The sequence below is a fragment of the Hyphomicrobium sp. genome (genome assembly GCF_036780825.1).
In the GTDB taxonomy this organism is placed as follows: Bacteria; Pseudomonadota; Alphaproteobacteria; order Rhizobiales; family Hyphomicrobiaceae; genus Hyphomicrobium_C.
The window spans coordinates 63,092-81,515 of record NZ_DAIQCD010000010.1; the positions used below are offsets into that span (position 1 = coordinate 63,092).

The 18,424-nt window shown below is 64.8% G+C and carries 16 protein-coding genes; 6 read left to right on the plus strand and 10 right to left on the minus strand.

The genetic code is table 11. The features are described from left to right. Positions 1 to 137 precede the first annotated feature (137 nt). The 4 genes from metG to V7P99_RS06675 form a co-directional block, all read right to left on the minus strand. Entirely contained in the window at positions 138 to 1,745 is a 1,608-nt protein-coding gene (metG, locus tag V7P99_RS06660) for a methionine--tRNA ligase (protein WP_333794014.1), read from the minus strand. A 116-nt stretch (positions 1,746 to 1,861) separates the two neighbouring features. Further along, on the minus strand, positions 1,862 to 2,989 hold the full coding sequence (locus V7P99_RS06665; protein ID WP_333794015.1) for a DNA polymerase III subunit delta': 1,128 nt from the start codon (positions 2,987 to 2,989) through the stop codon (positions 1,862 to 1,864). A 79-nt stretch (positions 2,990 to 3,068) separates the two neighbouring features. Further along, entirely contained in the window at positions 3,069 to 3,695 is a 627-nt protein-coding gene (tmk, locus tag V7P99_RS06670) for a dTMP kinase (protein WP_333794016.1), read from the minus strand. Positions 3,696 to 4,166: 471 nt separating this feature from the next. After that, positions 4,167 to 5,378 carry a D-alanyl-D-alanine carboxypeptidase family protein gene (locus tag V7P99_RS06675; protein ID WP_333794017.1) on the minus strand — a complete coding sequence of 404 codons (1,212 nt, stop codon included), beginning with the start codon at positions 5,376 to 5,378 and terminating at the stop codon, positions 4,167 to 4,169. Between the two features lie 333 nt (positions 5,379 to 5,711). Between V7P99_RS06675 and V7P99_RS06680 the strand changes: the two genes are divergently transcribed. Together V7P99_RS06680 and V7P99_RS06685 are read left to right on the plus strand one after the other, a co-directional pair. After that, entirely contained in the window at positions 5,712 to 7,652 is a 1,941-nt protein-coding gene (locus V7P99_RS06680; RefSeq protein ID WP_333794018.1) for an acyl CoA:acetate/3-ketoacid CoA transferase, read from the plus strand. Between the two features lie 254 nt (positions 7,653 to 7,906). Further along, positions 7,907 to 8,329 (plus strand): DUF983 domain-containing protein, encoded by a 423-nt coding sequence (locus V7P99_RS06685; protein ID WP_333794019.1) that lies wholly within the window; start codon positions 7,907 to 7,909, stop codon positions 8,327 to 8,329. A gap of 126 nt (positions 8,330 to 8,455) precedes the next feature. Here V7P99_RS06685 and rpsD read toward each other — a convergent pair whose 3' ends face one another. From rpsD to V7P99_RS06700, 3 genes are all read right to left on the minus strand, one after another. After that, the gene (gene rpsD, locus V7P99_RS06690; protein WP_333794020.1) at positions 8,456 to 9,073 is read right to left on the minus strand and encodes a 30S ribosomal protein S4; all 618 of its coding nucleotides are present in this window, start codon (positions 9,071 to 9,073) and stop codon (positions 8,456 to 8,458) included. Between the two features lie 272 nt (positions 9,074 to 9,345). After that, entirely contained in the window at positions 9,346 to 9,954 is a 609-nt protein-coding gene (locus V7P99_RS06695; RefSeq protein WP_333794021.1) for a hypothetical protein, read from the minus strand. A 142-nt stretch (positions 9,955 to 10,096) separates the two neighbouring features. After that, the gene (locus V7P99_RS06700; protein ID WP_333794022.1) at positions 10,097 to 11,374 is read right to left on the minus strand and encodes an RNA methyltransferase; all 1,278 of its coding nucleotides are present in this window, start codon (positions 11,372 to 11,374) and stop codon (positions 10,097 to 10,099) included. 119 nt (positions 11,375 to 11,493) lie between these two features. On the opposite strand from V7P99_RS06700, the gene V7P99_RS06705 reads away from it, so the two are divergent. The 3 genes from V7P99_RS06705 (at position 11,494) to V7P99_RS06715 (ending at position 14,503) form a co-directional block, all read left to right on the plus strand. Then, positions 11,494 to 12,069: a DUF924 family protein gene (locus tag V7P99_RS06705; protein WP_333794023.1), complete on the plus strand. Its 576-nt coding sequence runs from the start codon at positions 11,494 to 11,496 to the stop codon at positions 12,067 to 12,069. A 100-nt stretch (positions 12,070 to 12,169) separates the two neighbouring features. Beyond that, the gene (locus tag V7P99_RS06710) at positions 12,170 to 13,390 is read left to right on the plus strand and encodes an NADP-dependent isocitrate dehydrogenase (RefSeq protein ID WP_333794024.1); all 1,221 of its coding nucleotides are present in this window, start codon (positions 12,170 to 12,172) and stop codon (positions 13,388 to 13,390) included. Positions 13,391 to 13,546: 156 nt separating this feature from the next. Beyond that, on the plus strand, positions 13,547 to 14,503 hold the full coding sequence (locus V7P99_RS06715) for a glycerophosphodiester phosphodiesterase family protein (RefSeq protein WP_333794045.1): 957 nt from the start codon (positions 13,547 to 13,549) through the stop codon (positions 14,501 to 14,503). A 721-nt stretch (positions 14,504 to 15,224) separates the two neighbouring features. Here V7P99_RS06715 and V7P99_RS06720 read toward each other — a convergent pair. Next, positions 15,225 to 16,097 (minus strand): AAA family ATPase, encoded by an 873-nt coding sequence (locus tag V7P99_RS06720; protein WP_333794025.1) that lies wholly within the window; start codon positions 16,095 to 16,097, stop codon positions 15,225 to 15,227. A gap of 368 nt (positions 16,098 to 16,465) precedes the next feature. Next, positions 16,466 to 16,834, minus strand: coding sequence for a hypothetical protein (locus V7P99_RS06725; protein ID WP_333794026.1), 369 nt, complete (start codon positions 16,832 to 16,834; stop codon positions 16,466 to 16,468). Positions 16,835 to 16,877: 43 nt separating this feature from the next. Here V7P99_RS06725 and dksA point away from each other — a divergent pair, with 43 nt between their 5' ends. Then, positions 16,878 to 17,243: an RNA polymerase-binding protein DksA gene (dksA, locus tag V7P99_RS06730; RefSeq protein WP_333794027.1), complete on the plus strand. Its 366-nt coding sequence runs from the start codon at positions 16,878 to 16,880 to the stop codon at positions 17,241 to 17,243. Positions 17,244 to 17,394: 151 nt separating this feature from the next. Here dksA and ypfJ read toward each other — a convergent pair whose 3' ends face one another. Next, the gene (ypfJ, locus tag V7P99_RS06735; protein ID WP_333794046.1) at positions 17,395 to 18,402 is read right to left on the minus strand and encodes a KPN_02809 family neutral zinc metallopeptidase; all 1,008 of its coding nucleotides are present in this window, start codon (positions 18,400 to 18,402) and stop codon (positions 17,395 to 17,397) included. Positions 18,403 to 18,424 lie beyond the last annotated feature (22 nt).

Consider the following 18,424-nt stretch of genomic DNA (forward strand, 5'->3'; position numbering starts at 1 on the left):
GTGCTTCCGGAGAAGTGGGGACCGGCCATGGCGAAGCCGTGCACTTAAGGTGTCCGAGAAGAAGCACGAGGAAACAAAAACCGAGAGCCGTTCCCAGATTCCACTTAAAGCGGAGCAGCTCTCGATTCGGGCGAGCCTCAGCCCTTCTCAGCCTTGACTTTCTTCTGTTTCGGCTGGAGCACGGGCTTCGCCTGCTCCTCCGGGTCCACATAGCGCGGGAAAACGCCCTGCGGCTCCGGGATCGGCGTGCCGGGCACCAGCCGGCCTCCTGCGCCGAGCTTGGCGAACGCGCGGTCCTCGTCCGAAAGCGCGAGCAGGTCAAGCAGCTTGCCGGCAAGCTCCGGCATCACCGGCTGGGCCAGGATCCCAAACTGCCGCACGGCCTCCGCCGCCACATAGAGAATGGTCTCCATGCGCTTCGGGTCCGTCTTCTTCTTCGCCCAAGGTTCTTCCGCCGCGAAGTACCGGTTCGCCTCGGCCACCACCGCCCAGACAGCGTCGAGGTAGCGCGTCACGGCCTGCTTATCCATCGCCGTGCGCGCCTCGCCATGGAGCGCATCCGCCGCCGCGAGAACAGCGGTGTCCTCGACCGTGAAGTCGCCGGGCTCGGGGATCTTGCCGTCGCAATTCTTGTAGATCATCGACAGCGAGCGCTGCGCCAGGTTACCGAGATTGTTGGCGAGGTCGGCGTTGATGCGGTTGGCGATCGCCTCGGCGGAGTAGTTTCCGTCGTGGCCGAACATCACCTCGCGCAGGAAGAAATAGCGCACCTGATCGCGGCCATAGGCTTTGACGAGGTCGAACGGATCGACCACGTTGCCGACCGATTTCGACATCTTCTCGCCCTTGTTGAGCACGAAGCCGTGCGAGAAGATCCGCTTCGGCAGCGCAATGCCCGCCGACATCAGGAACGCCGGCCAGTAGACGGCGTGGAAGCGCACGATGTCCTTGCCGATCACGTGCACGTCGGCCGGCCAGAAATCCGTGTGTATCCCCTGCGGCGTGTTGAGCAGGCCGGTCGCCGTCACATAGTTGGTGAGGGCATCGACCCAGACGTACATGACGTGCCCCGGCGCGCCGGGGACCGGGATGCCCCAGTCCAGCGTCGAGCGCGAGATCGAGAGATCCTCGAGCCCGCTCTTGACGAAGCTCACGACCTCGTTGCGCCGCTCGATCGGCAGGATGAAGTTCGGGTTCGCCTCATAGTGCGCGAGCAGGCGCTCCTCGTAGGCGGAGAGGCGGAAGAAGAAGGTCTCCTCCTCGGCCCACTCGACGGGCGTCCCGGTCGGCGTGGCATAGCGCACGCCATCGTCGCGCACCTCGGTCTCGGATTCCTTGTAATAGGTCTCGTCGCGCACCGAGTACCAGCCGCCGTACTTCTTTTTGAAGATATCGCCGGCGGCCTCCATGCGCCGCCAGATCTCCGAGCAGGCCTCGTAATGGCGCGGCTCCGTGGTGCGGATGAAGTCGTCGTTCGAAAGGCCGAGCGCCTGCGCCATCTCGACGAAGCGCGCCGCGTTGCGGTCGGCGAGCGCGCGTGGGTTGAGCCCCTCCTTCACCGCCGTCTGCTTCATCTTGAGGCCATGCTCGTCGGTGCCGGTCAGAAAGAATACGTCCTTTCCGTCCAGGCGCTCGAAGCGGGCGATCGCATCGGTAGCGATCGCCTCGTAAGCATGTCCGATATGCGGCACCCCGTTGGGATAGGAGATCGCCGTCGTGATGTAGAACTTCTCTCGCCCGCTCATGCGACCTCTCGGAACCTGTCCCCCCGACCCTGCGACCGACCGATCATTCTCGAGCCCCGAAAGGACGCAGGGATAAGCGTCACATCCGGGTCGGGCGGGTTTTCCCGGCATGCGGCTCAGGCGCGCGACGCCTCTTCGAGCCGGGAGAAGACATCGAGGATCAAGGCCTTGCGGTCGAGGTTGAGCGCCGCGGTCTCGGCCTTGTCCGCGGCCACTCTTTCCCACAAGCCGGCCCAGGTGGCAAGCCGGGCGCGACCGATCAGCCGGGCGGCAAGCGCCACATCGGCGGCGTCGCCCGCGCCACGGGCCTCCGCATCGACAAGGCGCGCGATAGCATCCATCAAGAGCTCGAAGAACAGCTCGTAGCGCTGGTCAGCGGCCTGTCCGGACAGCTCGTCGCCCAGCGCGTGCACGGCGGCCCAGTCGACGGCCGGGAGCCCATTCAGCAGCGCGGAAATGCGATCGTGGAGCAGAAGCCCGCGCGCAGCGTGGAGCGAAAGGAGGCGACGCACGCTCCCGCCGGCCAAGGGCACGAGGCGATCCCAGTCGGAAGCGGCCGGGGCCCCGCCCGCCACGTCGTCCGAGCTCGCCGCATAGGCCTGCCTGACCGCGGAGCGCAGCGCCTCGGCCCCGAGAGGCGCGAGAGGAAGCGTGCGCACGCGCGAGCGGATGGTGACCAGGAGCCGCCCCGGCGCCGAGGTGACAAGCAGGAAGACGGTACGCGGCGGCGGCTCTTCGAGCGATTTCAGAAGCGCGTTGGCGGCCGAGACGTTCATCTCCTCCGCCCGGTCGACGATGACGACGCGCCAGGCATCTGCCTCGGCAGTGCGCCCGAGAAACGCCTTCAGCCGGCGCACTTCGTCGACAGGGATCGTAGCCGGGAACCGCTTGGTCTTCTGGTCCCAGGCACGGCGGATGACGAGGAGGCCCGGATGAGAGAGCGCCAGCACCTGTCGGGCCGCCCGCGTCTCGGGCGCCACCGCAAGCGTCGCGTCATGGCGCTCCGAGGGGGCGGCCAGAACATGGCGCGCCACACGATAGGCCAGCGTCGCCTTGCCGATTCCCTCCGCGCCCGAGATCAGCCAGCCGTGATGCATGCGCCCGGAGGCAAACGCCTCCGAGAGCTCGCGCTCGGCCGCTTCGTGCCCGTAGAGGTTTTCCGTCGCACGAGGATGCGGAAAGCCATCGAGGCGGTCGGCCTCAGGCAACTCCTCGATCTCCTGTACGGCGGGTGCGCGCGCCATGGTCAGCCTGCCTCCCGCACGCTTCTTTCCCACAGGGGGGAGAGAGATACGTCGTACATCGTGGAAGCTGCCCCGAACATCAGTGCGCTCCCGCGAGCAGGCGAGCTTCGACCAGAGACCAGACGTCGTCCGCGATCTCGTCAGGCGCACGGGCGCCGTCAATGACGACGCAGCGCTCAGGCTCGCTCTGCGCAAAATCGCGGAAGGCCCGGCGCAGGTTCTCATGATAGGCATCGTCCGCGGCATCGAAGCGGGTGAGTGCCCCTCGCGCCTGCGTCCGCTTGCGTCCCTCGGCCGGCGGCAGATCGAGGATTACCGTGAGATCCGGAAACGTCGGCGCCACGCTTCCCTCCTCGATGGCGCTGATCAGCGCGTGCGGCACGCCGCCGAGCACGCCTTGATATACGCGCGTCGAATCGATGAAACGGTCAGACACGACCCAGCGCCCCCGCTCGAGCGCGGGCCGGATCACCTTGGTCACGTGCTCGGCGCGCGCGGCGGCGAACAGGAGCAGCTCGGTGACGGGTTCCGGCTCCGCCTCCAGCACGAGGCCGCGAATGGCTTCTGCCAGCGGCGTACCCCCCGGCTCGCGCGTGAGGACGGCTTCGATGCCGGCCGCGCGCAAGCGCTCGGCGAGCAGCGCCACCTGTGTGGACTTGCCCGCGCCTTCGCCGCCCTCGAATGTAATGAGCTTTCCGCGTCTCATGGCGGCGGAGACTAAGATCTTTCCCTTTCACATGGAAGCGCGGCGCGCCGCCACCTGATCCTAAGGGAGCATGGGGCATGCGGCGCGAGAAGCCTGCAGGCGTCGCGGCTACTGGCGTGGATCCCGACCTACGTCGGGATGACGTTGAGGGAGACAGACGATTTTCACACACAAAACGTCATCCCGGCAGCGGCCGTGTCACGCTTCAAATAGACGGCCGGAAGCCATGCTGTGCGAAGGAAGCCGCCTATCTCCTTCCGATACAATCGCCGTCGTCGCGACAAAGCCGTGCCTCATGGAGGTCAGCCGCGACGCACGTAGGGATATGCAGGCCGCCCCCCTCCCCTCGGGACGTCATCCCGGCGAAGGCCGGGACCCACGCAACGATCCGCTTACTTCGACGCTTGATGGAAGCATCCCCCGACGAACCCGGCGACCAACAGCCGCGCGAGCATCCTCACGAAGGCATCCCTAGCGACGGAGCAGGCTGCGAACGTCCGGCATGAGTCCTAAGCCGAGGTGCAGAAGCGAATCCACGCCCCGCCACACGAAGCTCGCTTCGTTCACGTCGCGCTCCGCATAGAGCGGCGTTTCGCTCACTGCAATCGGCTCGCTACTCCCCGGCGCCGTGCTGGTAACGCGGAACATGGCGACCTGCTCACCCTTCCTCACCGGCGGCTTTAGCGGCCCCTCATAGACGATCTCACCGCGGATCTTCTGGTTTACAGGATATTTCGGCAAAATGACCTGGAGGTCGCCGTTGCCAGCGAGGGGAACGTACACGTCCGTTCCCCCCCACACGCGGGCATAGCCGACCGGCTCGCCGGCATCAAACAGCTTGGCGCTGACCACGCTCTTGGCACCCCACTCGAGCATCCGCCGCGTCTCCGACTGGCGCTCCTTCTCGGTCTCGAATCCCATGACGACGCCGATCAGCCGGCGGCCGTTCCCAATGGCCGAGACGACCATGCCGTAGCCCGCCTCCCGCGTATGTCCGGTCTTCATGCCGTCGACGCCGATGTCTGCGGAAAGCAGCGGGTTGCGGTTGTAGAACTTGTGCTTGCGGTACGGGAACTCGCGCTGGCTGAAGACCTTGTATCGGTCGGGATAGGTCTTGATGATGTAGCGTGCGAGTTCGGCAAGCTCGCGTGCCGTCATCAGATGCTCGGGATGCGGCAGCCCCGTTGAATTGCGGAATGTCGATTTCTCCAAACCGATCCGCCGCGCCTCCGCCTCCATCATCTTGGCGAACGCTTCGACGGAGCCGGCCATGCCCTCGGCGACCGTGATGGCCGCGTCGTTCCCCGATTGCACCGCAATGCCCTGGATCAGCTCGCTGATCGGCGTCTTATTGTGGATCGGGATGAACATGGCGGCGGTGCCCGAGGGCGCGCCACCCGTTCGCCACGCATACTCGCTGGTCTGGAACTCATCGTCGGGCTTGAGCGTGCCGTCCTTCAGCGCCTTGAACAGCACGGCGAGCGTCATCAGCTTGCTCATGCTGGCAGGGGGAACCAGTTGGTCGGCCGCCTTCTGATAGATGATCGAGCCGGAATCGTAATCCATCAGGATCGCATTGCGCGCCGTTGTGGAGAAACCACCAGATTGCTGAGCCGACGCCAGATGCGGCCATGCAGGCACCAGCGCCAGCAGGAGGGCGACGGCCAGCAGCATCCGCATCATGTCATCCTCGCGCCGCAGAAGAGGCGTTAACTATGGCGTCGCACGAGTGCGAGTCAATTGCATAGCCGGTAGCTCCAGCCCGCACGGGTGTGCGTCGGAGTAACGGCGCCCGGCTTTGCCGCGATGGGGCATCGGGGAATCGAGGCCCCCGTGCTGGGTAGGCCGCGATCACCCCGTCGAGTAGGACGATTGGCAGCGTCCAGGCACCATTGCCGGGCGGTGCTCCGCTCCCATATCATCTTTACAGACCGATCCGAGCACTCCACCGAGCGGCATTCAGGGACCTTCCCGCCGGCCACAATGCGTGGAGGCCATCCCGGGGGAGCGACGTCCATGCGCAGCACCAAGGTTTTCCCGGCTGACGAAGCCGTGGCTCGCATCGGCAATGGCGCCGTGATCGCCACCACCGGCTTCGTCCAGAGCTGCATCCCGGAAATGCTGCACGCGGCGCTTGAGAAGCGATTCGTCGAGACGGGAACCCCTCGCGATCTCACGCTCATCATGTGCGCGGGCGCGGGCGACAGCAAAGGTCTCGGCACCGGCCGCCTGCATCATGACGGCCTTCTGAAGCGCGTCATCGCCGCCAACTTTGGGCGGATGCCGAAGGTCGCCGAGGCGGCGCAGGGCAACAAGATCCAGGGTTACAACCTGCCCCAAGGCATCATCTCGAAGCTATATCGCACCTGCGCCTCGGGCAGCCCCGGGCTCTTTTCCAAGGTCGGCCTCCATACCTACGTCGACCCGCGCCTCGGCGGCGGCAAAGTCAACGCCGCCACCAAGGAGGATCTGGTCAAGCTGGTTGAGGTCGAAGGCAAGGAGTGGCTGTTCTACAAAGCAACACCCATCGACGTGGCGCTGATCCGCGCCACCAGCGCCGACCCACACGGCAACCTCAGCATGGAGAAGGAGTGTCTGACGCTCGACGTGATGGCGCAAGCCATGGCGGCCCACAACAACGGCGGCATCGTCATCGCCCAGGTCGAGCGGCTCGTTGCGGAAGGCTCGATCAAGCCCAAGGACGTGAAGGTGCCGGGGATCCTCGTCGATTGCGTGGTCGTCGCCGAGCCTCCTGAGATGCACCGCATGAACTATGGCGTGATGTACGATCCGGCACTCGCAGGCGAGGTGCGCATAACGGTCGACAGCCTGCCGTGCATGAAGCTCGACGAGCGCAAGATCATCGCACGCCGCGCAGCCTTCGAGCTGCCGCCGAACGGCGTCATCAATCTCGGTGTCGGCGCCCCGGACGGCGTCGCCAACGTCGCCAACGAGGAGAAGGTCACTCCCTATCTCGTCATGACCACGGAAGCGGGCGCCGTCGGCGGCGTGCTTGCGGGCGGCTCGAGCTTCGGCTCGTCGGCCAACGCGCACGCGATTATCGACCAGAACCAGATGTTCGATTTCTATCACGGCGGCGGGCTCGATCTCACCTGCCTCGGCATGGCCGAATGCGACAGTCTCGGCAACGTCAACACGAGCAAGTTCGGTGGCCGCCTGAACGGTTGCGGCGGCTTCATCGATATCTCGCAGAACGCGCGCGCCGTGGTATTTGCGGGCACCTTCACCGCAGGCGGCCTCGAGGTCGCGATCGAAGACGGTAAGCTCCGCATCCTCAAGGAAGGGCGCGCACGGAAGTTCGTGAAGCAGGTCGAGCAGGTGACGTTCTCGGGCCAGTATGCCGCCGAGCGCGGGCAGCCGGTGATCTACGTTACGGAGCGCTGCGTCTTCCTGCTCACCGGTCATGGCCTCGAGCTGATCGAGGTTGCGCCCGGCATCGACATCGAGCGCGATATCCTTCCGCACATGGGCTTCAAGCCGCACATCCAAAAGCCGGTGACGATGAACCCCCTCATCTTCCGCGACGCGCCGATGGGCCTACTGGCGGACCTGCTCAACGAAAACCTCAGGGAGCGCATCAGCTACGACGCCGCGCGCAACGTGCTGACGGTCAACCTCGAGGCCTGGAGCGTGCGCAAGAAGAGCGACGTCAGCGATCTTCAGGACGCCATTGCGGAGGCTTGCAAGGCAGCCGGCCGCCGGGTCAATGCGGTGGTCAATCAGGACGGCTGCCGCATCGCCGAGGATCTTTACGACGCGTACGCCGACATGGTCGCCCACGTGAACAAGCACTATTACGAGAAGATGGCACGCTACGCGACGAGCAATCTCACGCGCCGCAAGCTGCAGGACGCGCTCCGCCGCCGTGGCCTTGAGACGGAAATCCACGAAAGCGCCAGCGACGCCTTGGCCGTGCTCGAGCAGGAGCTGGCCTGAGGCGCCTCCCGCCAGACGCGCGGCAGGGCGTTTTACCGGCGCAGCGATAACCGCTTCGGCGGATCGCCAGCCCTCAGACGGCGGCGCCCTCGCTCCTGCGCTCCGCGAGGGCGTCGGAGAGAATGGCAAGCGCCCTCGCCAGCTCCGCCCGGTTCCGGATTGTCGGTGTCCAATCCATACAAGTGGGTCACAACGCGCGTTGCCGGCCCATACAATTCGCATTATCCAGAGTGCGCATCAAGGGAGCAGAACGCATGCAACAAAAGGTCCCGACGCCCAGCTCCGAACCGGCCATGTCCGTCGCCGTCTCGCGAGGCGCACGCTGCAAGTGCCCCGCCTGCGGAGAGGGCCGGCTGTTTCGCAAGTTTCTCAAAGTTGTCGATACTTGCCCGGCCTGCGACGAGCCGCTTCACCACCATCGCGCCGACGATATGCCTGCCTATATCGTGATGTCGATCGTGGGCCACGTCGTCGTAGGCTTGCTGCTGTGGGTCGAGTTCCGCTTCGGATGGCCCGTCTGGCTGCATCTGTCACTATGGCTGCCGCTCACCGTGATCCTGACGCTCAGCTTGCTGCAGCCGGTCAAGGGAACCATCGTGGCGCTGCAATGGGGCCTCCGGATGCATGGGTTCGGCACGAGCCGCCCACCCCGCGTCTCGGTCCTCCCTGCGAGCTGATGAGAACGGCGCCGCACAGTCGCTTCAAGCGCGCCGCCGCTCGCTCATCCACTTCATCATAAGAATGCGAAAAAGGCCGGTCCATAACGGACCGGCCTTTTTGAATTTGTAATCAACCGAAGCTCGTCAGCGCGAGTAGAACTCGACCACGAGGTTGGGCTCCATCGTCACCGGATACGGCACATCCGACAGGCCCGGCACGCGGGTCAGCTTGGCCGAGAGCTTGGTCTGATCGACCTCGATGTAATCAGGGACGTCGCGCTCGGCACTCTTAAGGGCCTCGAGCACGAGCGGGAACTGACGCGCCTTCTCACGCACCTCGACCACATCGTCGACACGCAGGCGGTAGCTCGGAATGGTCACGCGGCGGCCGTTCACCGTCACGTGGCCGTGCGAGACGAACTGGCGCGCAGCGAACACCGTCGGCACGAACTTGGCGCGATAGACGAGCGCGTCGAGCCGGCGCTCCAGAAGGCCGATCAGGTGCTCGGAGGTCGAGCCCTTGGCGCGGGTGGACTCGACATAGAGGCGGTGGAACTGGCGCTCGTTAAGGTTTGCGTAATGGCCCTTGAGCTTCTGCTTGGCGCGGAGCTGCTGGCCGAAATCCGAAAGCTTCGAAACGCGGCGCTCGCCGTGCTGGCCGGGGCGGCTCTGGCGCTTGTTGAGCGGGCTCTTCGGACGGCCCCAGATATTCTCGCTGAGGCGGCGGTCGATCTTGTGCTTGGCGCGAATGCGCTTCGTCATGGTAACGGCACTCCAAGAGTTGATTCAGATTTGGAGCGCCCCCTCCTCTGCCGGCCCCTTCATAGGGCCCGACTGACAGGCCAGCCCGGAATTCCGGACGAGCCACGGGTGCGCGAATGGAACACGGGCCGAACCGGCCCGTGCGAAGGGCTTCCTTAGTCGAGAGCGCCGGCGGCGTCAATGCTTACCCGGCCGGATCAGGCCTTCAGAGGCCAAACGCGCCCTCCGCGAGGCCGCGGGCGCGGAATGCTGGCGGCCCAGCAGGCCGGTTGCTACTTCTGCTCGACGGGCGCGGTCGCTCCGGTGGCGGCGGGATCCGCACCCTTCTCGTTGGAGGCGAGCGCCGGGCCGGTCTTCACGTAGGCTGCAATAAGATCCCGGACCTTCTGCTTCTGCTCCTCGGTGCAGGTCTGCTGCGGTGCCTGCTTCTCATCGATCACGACTTCCTTGTCGCCGTCCTTCTCCACCAGCTTGATCTTGCCGGTGAGCAGCATCACGGTCGTGAGATGGAGCTGGTTGATGTAGAGCTCCTGCTGGTCGCTCCACTTCTTCTTCTCGACTTCGCGGCGCATCAGCGAGCGGTGATTGAGGGTCTGCTCCTCCGGCAGGTTGCAAACTTGCGCATGCGCCGACAGGCGTCCGACACGCACCACCTCGCGCGCCACGTCGAGCGGGACCATCGCCTGCTCGCGCTTGTTCTTATCGACGATGATGACGGTCCCGTCCTTCTTCGAGAACTGTGCGGGCGTCATCGACCAAGCGTATTCCATGATGACCTGTACGGACCTGTCGCTAAGTCCGCCCTCAACTGCCCAGGCCAGCGGAGCGAGCATCATCGTTGCGGCTGCGACGACGCCGCCCATGAAAGCCCGTTTTGCCATGATCATCGTCCGAACCATTGACGCTGCTGCGCTCCTATATCCACTTGTGTCAGCCTCGATCGAAGCTCGGCCGCCGATCGGCACCCATCAAACCTGGAATTCAGGCATGGCTCGGCTCAAAACCCGGCAAGATCATGGCGGCCTATGTGGGCGGCTTGCGGCCCGCTCCTTTGCCTCTCGCGAGAGTGGCAACAATACCACGGAGCGTACGCACTTCTTTCCGGGTCGGCACCATGCGGGTGAACATTGTCCTCAAGTTTTGGACCGTAGAAGGGCGCTTCTCCGCCGGAATGAAGAAACCAAGCCGATCCAGCTCACTCTCGAGGTGATCGAAAAACCCTAGTAGCTCCGTCTTATCCGCGGGCTGATCTCCCACAAGATTGAGGCCGCTCGCGACGGGTTTTTCATAGGTTGTGACACGGCCGAGCGTGGCTCTGCCGCTTTCGCGCATCCAGGCATACCCGAGGAGAAGGACCGCCTGCGCCAGGTTGAGGGACGCGAAGCGCGAGTTGACGGGAATCATGACGAGCGCATCCGCATTAGCGAGCTCGCTCGATTCGAGCCCGTTGCGCTCGCGCCCGAACAGGATGCCGCAACGCTCGCCCCGGGCGATCCGCTCACGCATCGCAGCGATTGCCTCCTCCGGCGTGAGGACGGGCTTCCTCAGCGGACGCTGCCGGGCCGTCGTGGCAACCACGTACGTCAGATCCCCGAGGGATGCGGCGAGCGACGGATAGGCCGCCGCGTCATCGATGACATAGTTGGCGCCCGAGGCCGCGATGCGGGCCTTCTCGTTCGGCCATCCATCACGCGGAGCGACGAGACGCAAGTCGTCGAGCCCGAAGTTGGCCATGGCGCGCGCAACCATGCCGATGTTGTCGGCGAGCTGCGGCTCGACGAGGATCACGGACGGGGTTTCGCCGGATGGCGCCGCTGCCTCTCCCGCAATGTGCGCACGCCGGATGCCGTGGCGCAGCTTGCGCAGTACGCGCCGCGCCCAGAACCAGTAATTTTCGCCCGACCAGGTTTTCTCGAGCACGGCGAGCGACGGCGTACGCGCAGTCTCGGTGCCCTGGCCAAGCAGGCGCACGCCACCCTCTCCGACCACGATCTCGCGATGCCGGGCAATGAACTCGTCGAGCGAAGCGATGCCCTGCGCTTCCGTCCGCCGCTTGCAGCCGGGGCAGGTCGCTGCGTCCCCTTCGCAAGACAGCTCCGCGCAGTAGGTCAGGATGCGGTCCAGAGCCCCACGATCGAAATCGGACGCCCCGAGAGCCTCGAGCCCCGTGGCAATGGTCTTCTCGTGACACGCGTGGACGAGCCTCGCGACGGGCACGCCAAGGCCAGCCGCCATTGGCACGCGCATGCCGGCATCGTCGGCGATTTCGATGTCTCTGGCGGATGTAGTAGCGTGGGCCATGGGCCACGCCTTACCACCGTTGCCGGCTCCTGTCCCGGGTCAGGCGAAGCAAAACCGATCGTTGATTGCGCGACGCTTCCACCTCATCCGAGCGGTAAAACCCTTGGCACGAGCAAGACATGAGCGATCCGATGCAGAATCAGGACCCATCTCCGCCCGCTTCCGATGCCGCGGCCGTCATCGCATTCTGGCGCGAGGCCGGCCCTGAGCGCTGGTTCGTCAAGGACGACATTTTCGACAAGCGCTTCCGCAGCCATTGCAGCGCCCTCTACGAGAAAGCCGCGCGCGGGGAGCTCGACTCCTGGCTCGCCGATCCTGAAGGGGCGCTCGCTCTCATCCTGCTCCTGGACCAGTTTCCGCGAAACTGCTTCCGAGGCACGCCCCGCATGTTCGCAACCGACGCGGCAGCCCTCGCCGCGGCGAGTGCCGCTGTCGCAGCCGGCCACGACCGCGCCATCGATCCTAGCCTGCGCCTCTTCCTCTATCTGCCGTTCGAGCACTCCGAGAGTCTCGCCGATCAGGACCGCTCGGTCGCGCTCATCACGCCGCTCGGCGAGGAGCTTCTCGCCTACGCGGAGGACCACCGGGCAATCATCCGGCGCTTCGGGCGGTTTCCGCATCGCAATGCCATCCTCGGACGCGAGACGACGCCGGAAGAGCAACGCTTCCTCGACGAAGGCGGTTTCGCCGGCTGAACGATGCCTTGGCAACGCCTCTTGCGGGCGGGCGCTTGTTGCAGCGCACGCCCGCGGCTAAGGTCGGGCCGAATTTTCCACCCCACGCGAAGGCGCTTTCATGCAGAAGATCAAGGTGACAGGCACGGTCGTCGAGCTCGACGGCGACGAGATGACTCGTATCATCTGGAAGCTCATCAAGGACAAGCTGATCCACCCGTATCTCGACGTGAACCTCGAGTACTACGATCTCGGCATCGAAAGCCGCGACAAGACGAGCGATCAGGTGACCGTGGACGCCGCCAACGCGATCAAGAAGCATGGCGTCGGCGTCAAATGCGCCACCATCACTCCCGACGAGGCGCGGGTCAAAGAGTTCAATCTCAAGGAGATGTGGAAGAGCCCCAACGGCACCATCCGCAACATCCTGGGCGGCGTCATCTTCCGCGAGCCCATCATCGCCAAGAACGTCCCGCGCCTCGTGCCGGGCTGGACGCAGCCGATCGTAATCGGCCGCCATGCATTCGGCGATCAGTATCGCGCCACCGACTTCCGCTTCCCCGGCAAGGGCCGGCTCACGATCCGCTTCGAGGGCGAGGACGGCCAGACCATCGAGCGCGAGGTGTTCCAGGCGCCGGGCTCGGGCGTTACGCTCGCCATGTACAATCTCGACGACAGCATCCGCGACTTCGCGCGCGCCTCCTTCAACTACGGCCTCAACCGCGGCTTCCCGGTCTATCTCTCGACCAAGAACACCATCCTCAAGGCCTACGACGGCCGCTTCAAGGACCTCTTCCAGGAGGTATTCGACGCCGAGTTCAAGAATGCGTTCGAGAAGAAGAGCATCACCTACGAGCACCGCCTGATCGACGACATGGTGGCCTCGGCGCTCAAGTGGTCCGGCGGCTACGTGTGGGCGTGCAAGAATTACGATGGCGACGTGCAGTCGGATACGGTGGCCCAGGGGTTCGGCTCGCTCGGCCTCATGACGAGCGTGCTGATGACACCCGATGGGCGCACCGTGGAGGCCGAGGCCGCCCACGGCACGGTGACGCGCCACTACCGTGAGCACCAGAAGGGCAAGGAGACGTCCACCAACTCCATCGCCTCGATCTTCGCCTGGTCGCGCGGGCTCGCCCACCGCGCCAAGCTCGACGGCAATGAGGCGCTCGCCCGCTTCGCATCCACGCTGGAGACGGTCTGTGTCGATACCGTCGAGGCGGGCTTCATGACCAAGGATCTGGCGTTGCTCGTCGGACCCCATCAGGGCTGGCTCTCGACCTCTGGCTTCCTCGACAAGATCGACGAGAACCTCAAGGCGGCGATGGCCACCCCGTCCTGATGCAGCAGCGCGCGGCAGGCATCGGGGCGCGGACGGCTTTGTAAGCAGGCCGCGCACGGCCTTCCGATCGCCGGATTCCTGGGCTCCGGTCATGACAGGCCTCGCCGCCCACCGGAGATACGGATCTTGCGCATTGCCCGCTTGCTGCTCGCCGCCATGGTGCTCTTCGCCGTGGGCGTCTTCATCGCCAACACCAACATGCTGGCGCCTGACATGGATGGCAGCCCGACGCTGCTTGCCCATCGCGGCGTGGCGCAAACCTATCCTTACGACGGGCTGGACAGCGAGACCTGCACCGCAACCCGCATCCGCGCACCGGAGCATGACCTTCTCGAGAACACGATCCCGTCCATGCGGGCCGCATTCGCGGCCGGCGCGGATGTGGTCGAACTCGATATCCACCCGACGACGGACGGCGCGTTTGCCGTCTTCCACGACTGGACACTCGACTGCCGCACGGACGGCCACGGCGTCACGCGCGAGAAAACGCTCGCAGACCTGAAGCGGCTTGATATCGGCTATGGCTATACGGCCGACGGTGGCAAGACGTTTCCCTTCCGCGGCCTCGGCGCCGGCCTCATGCCGTCGCTCGACGAGGTGCTGGCGGCGTTCCCCGGCAAGCGCCTGCTCATCAACGTCAAGAGCCGAGACGCAGAGGAAGGCCGCCGCCTCGCAGCCCGTCTCGCGAAGCTCGCGCCCGAAGCTCGCGCGCTCCTTTCCGTCTATGGCGACGATGAGCCCATCGACGTGCTGCGTGCCGCCCTCCCCGACGTCCGCACGATGGGACGGCGATCCCTCCGCCGCTGCGTGCTTTCATATCTGGCGGTGGGGTGGAGCGGCTACGTGCCGGACGACTGCCGGCACACGATGCTTCTGGTGCCGTCAAACTACGCCTGGGCCCTCTGGGGCTGGCCCGGTCGCTTCATGCAGCGCATGCAAAAGGTCGGGAGCGAGGTCTACCTTCTCGGACCCTATGAACCGGGGCGCCCCTTCACCACCGGCATCGACACGGCTGTGGACGTCGCGCAACTTCCCACGGGCTATGCCGGGGGGATCTGGACCAATCGCATCCAGGTCATCGCGCCGCTTGTCGCCGGACGCGCCGCGCGTTGAATTGGCGTGAAGGCCTCGGCGGATCTTGATCCGCGATTCCGATTAGAGTGCTTCCGGAAAAGTGGGAACCGGTTTCCGACAAGAAGCACGAAGAAATAAATACTTAGAGCCGTTTCCCGTTTCCACTTAAACGGGAACGGCTCTAGTGCAGCCGGGCTCCCGGCCGCGGGCCGGCGAGCCGCTCGTGCCGGCGCTGATAATGTGCGCAGGCCCAGCCCTTTCCGTAGACGAGACGCAGAAAGAAGCACCGCAGGCTATTTGCGAGGCGTTCAAGGCGCGCGCTGCCGCGCGAGGATGTGCGCATGATCTCTATCAAACGTTCTGTTGAATGTCCCCGAGCCGGCCGGAACCTATCAGAGTCCGCCGGCGCCCTGGCACCTAGGAACATCACCTAGCGCGGGAGGAAGGGGTTAGGACGGGGCAGATAGGGAGTGCCCCGCCTAGGGTCAACGGACGCATTGCCGCGCCGGTTCCAAAAGGCGCGGTGCTCAACTCTGTCACTGGAGAAACGCCCACCGAGCCAATGGCTTAAACCGCACGGCCCAAGCTTCAGCCGTAAAACGCGACGAGCACGCCCGCACCCAGGACCGCCAGAGCCATCAGAACAAGCGTCGCACTGCGCAGGAATTCGGCCATTCTCGTCTGATCTTGCGTTTATCTCCCGAGGTCTGGAGATCCTGGCCCATGCCCGATGAACCGCGCATGAAGAGCCGAGCAGCGCTCATTCCCCCTTGCGGCGGCTCATGAAGGCGATTCGCTCGAAAAGATGGAGATCCTGCTCGTTCTTGATCAGAGCACCGGCGAGAGGCGGAATGATCTTGCGGCTGTCCGTCTCGCGCAGCACCTGGGGATCGATGTCCTCGTTGAGCAGAAGCTTGAGCCAGTCGAGCAGCTCCGACGTTGACGGCTTCTTCTTGAGGCCCGGCAGCTCGCGCAGCCCGTAGAAGACCCGCAGCGCCTCCGACACCAGCCTTCCCTTGAGGTCAGGAAAATGAACCTCGACGATCTCGGCCATGGTCTCGGGGTCGGGGAATTTGATGTAGTGGAAGAAGCAGCGGCGCAGGAATGCATCCGGCAGCTCCTTCTCGTTGTTCGACGTGATGATGACGATCGGCCGACGCACGGCACGCACGGTTTCGCCCGTCTCGTAGACGAAGAACTCCATGCGATCGAGCTCCTGCAGGAGATCGTTCGGAAATTCGATGTCCGCCTTGTCGATCTCATCGATGAGGAGCACCGGCCGCCTCTCCGCCACGAAGGCATCCCAGAGCTTGCCGCGCTTGATGTAGTTGCGGATGTCCTTGACGCGCTCGTCGCCGAGTTGCCCGTCGCGCAGGCGCGAGACGGCGTCGTACTCGTAGAGACCCTGCTGGGCCTTGGTCGTAGACTTGATGTGCCATTCGATGAGCGGCGCATCGAGCGCACGCGCCACCTCGAGTGCGAGCACCGTCTTGCCGGTGCCCGGCTCGCCTTTAACGAGCAAGGGCCGCTCGAGCGCCACGGCCGCGTTGACGGCAACCGTCAGATCCCGGGTTGCGACATAGCTTGCGGTGCCCTCGAAGCGCGTCGCACCAGCGTCAGCCTGATCTTTCATCTGCCGCGCGATCCTTTCGATATTTTTCTGCTCCGGCCTCATCGCGCCGAGATTGCGAAAAAGTGATCGCCGAAGCTCGGGAGGCCAGAACCGAAGCGTGCCGCAATTTATCAGAACCGGATGGACGGGCGGTTCCCGGCAAGCCCATGGCCGGCTAGCTACGAAGTTTCAGAAAATTGTCCATTCGGTTTAAGGGCGGAGAGCGTTTGTGTCGCCGGATCTCAAAGATCTGGGGCCCAAACGCCTCCCTTGGCAGCGCCCCGCGCCGCCGCAGTGGCCGTGCGTAAACCGCCCGCGCCGGAAGCGCGCTCCCGCACAGCTTTTTAGAGTTAAACGGCGGAATTTCTTGACATAAGGGGCCCCTGCCGTCAATAGAGCGTCGCCGGACGCTTTGGGCCTGACGCACCCTGAATTTGCGTGGGTGCGAGGGGCACATAAGTGAGCTTGGGAAGGCCGATGATGGAGGCCCCTATGAGCAAGCGAGCCACGTCCACGTCGAAAGCTGCGAAGCCGAGAACAGCCGTTAAAAAGGCTGCACCAAAATCGGCGGCAAAGTCCGTGCCTGCCAAAGCAAAAGCAGTCAAGTCGAAAGCCGTTACACCGAAGAAACCCGCCCGTGCAGCCGTCAAGCCTGCACCGAAGGCAGCAGCAGCTGCGGGCAAGAGCAAACCGAGGACCCGGGCCATCAACAAGGTTAAGGACACCAAGCTGACTGCCGCAGCCGGCACGTCCGCCATCGTTCTCCCCCCGGACTATCGACCGTCCGAGGACGAGCCGTTCATGAACGAGCGGCATCGGATCTATTTCCGCCAGAAGCTCACGACGTGGAAGGAAGAGATCATCCGTCAGACGCGCGAGACCCTCGCCGGCCTGCATGAGGATTCGACGCAGCACGCCGACCTGGCCGACCGCGCAACCTCGGAGACGGACCGGGCGCTCGAGCTGCGCGCGCGCGATCGCCAGCGCAAGCTCATCGCCAAGATCGACGCGGCACTCGCCCGCATCGAGGACGGCACCTATGGCTACTGCGAGGAAACCGGCGAGCCGATCGGCCTGAAACGCCTCGACGCCCGCCCCATCGCCACGCTCTCGCTGGAAGCTCAAGAACGCCACGAACGCCGTGAGCGCGTCTACCGCGAAGATTGATTGAGCGGGACGGCAGCGCGCCCGTGGTCCACGCCGCACATGCGGGCACATGGGGACCGGCATGGCGCGCTGCCCCGTGATGCACCCCACCTATGTGCGAATATAGACGCGCGGCCCGCGTGCACACAAAGTGCGAACAGGCCTCATCAGCTTAAAGCTCGTCGGCATTGAACGTATCGCACGCCTTCATCTGCCCGGTCTCGAAGCCGCGCTTGAACCAGGCTTGCCGCTGCGCCGACGTCCCGTGCGTGAAGGCATCCGGCACGATGCGGCCTTGTGTGCGCCGCTGGATCATGTCGTCGCCGATCTGGCTCGCGGCGTTAAGCGCTTCGTCGATGTCGCCATCCTCGAGGCGGCTCTTGAGCTGATCGTTGAGGTTCGCCCACACGCCCGCCAGGCAATCCGCCTGCAGCTCCATCATGACCTGGATCCGGTTGCCGTCGCGCTCGCTGACGCGCGCCTTCGCCCGCTGCACTTGATCCGAGATGCCGAGCAGCGTCTGCACGTGGTGGCCGACCTCGTGCGCGATGACATAGGCCTGCGCAAAATCGCCAGGCGCATTGAAGCGCCGTTTGAGCTCGTCGTAGAAGGCGAGATCCACATAGACCTTCTGATCGAGCGGACAGTAGAACGGCCCCATCGCCGACATGCCGACGCCGCAGGCCGTCTGCGTGCCCCCGCTGAAGAGGACGAGCTGCGGCTCCTTGTACGTGCGCCCGACACTTTCGAACACCCGGTGCCAGACATCTTCCGTATCGGCGAGTACACGGGAGATGAATACCTTCATCTCGTCGGTCGCCTGCTGGCCAGTCCGCTGCGGGGCCTCCTGCTGTGGCGCCTCCTGCTTCGAGCCCGGAAGCCCTGGGATGTCGTAGGGATTGCGCTCGGCGTGGCGGCGTGGCGCCTCGGTCTGCTGCGGCAGCTGGATATCCGGGAAACCCTGTCCGCCGCCGAGAAGCACTTCGAGCGGATTGATGCCGAAGAAGAGCATGATGGCGCCGAGGATCAGCAGCGTCGTGAAGCTCATGCCGCCCCGGCCACCGATCGGAATCTGGATGCCGGGGCCGTCGCCTCCGCCCGGAAACCGGAAACCGCCGCCGCGCTGGCCGCGCCGGTCTTCCACGTTCTTGCTCTCGCGGTCGCTGTCATCGTAGCGCATCACGCCACCTATGCTCGGTTCT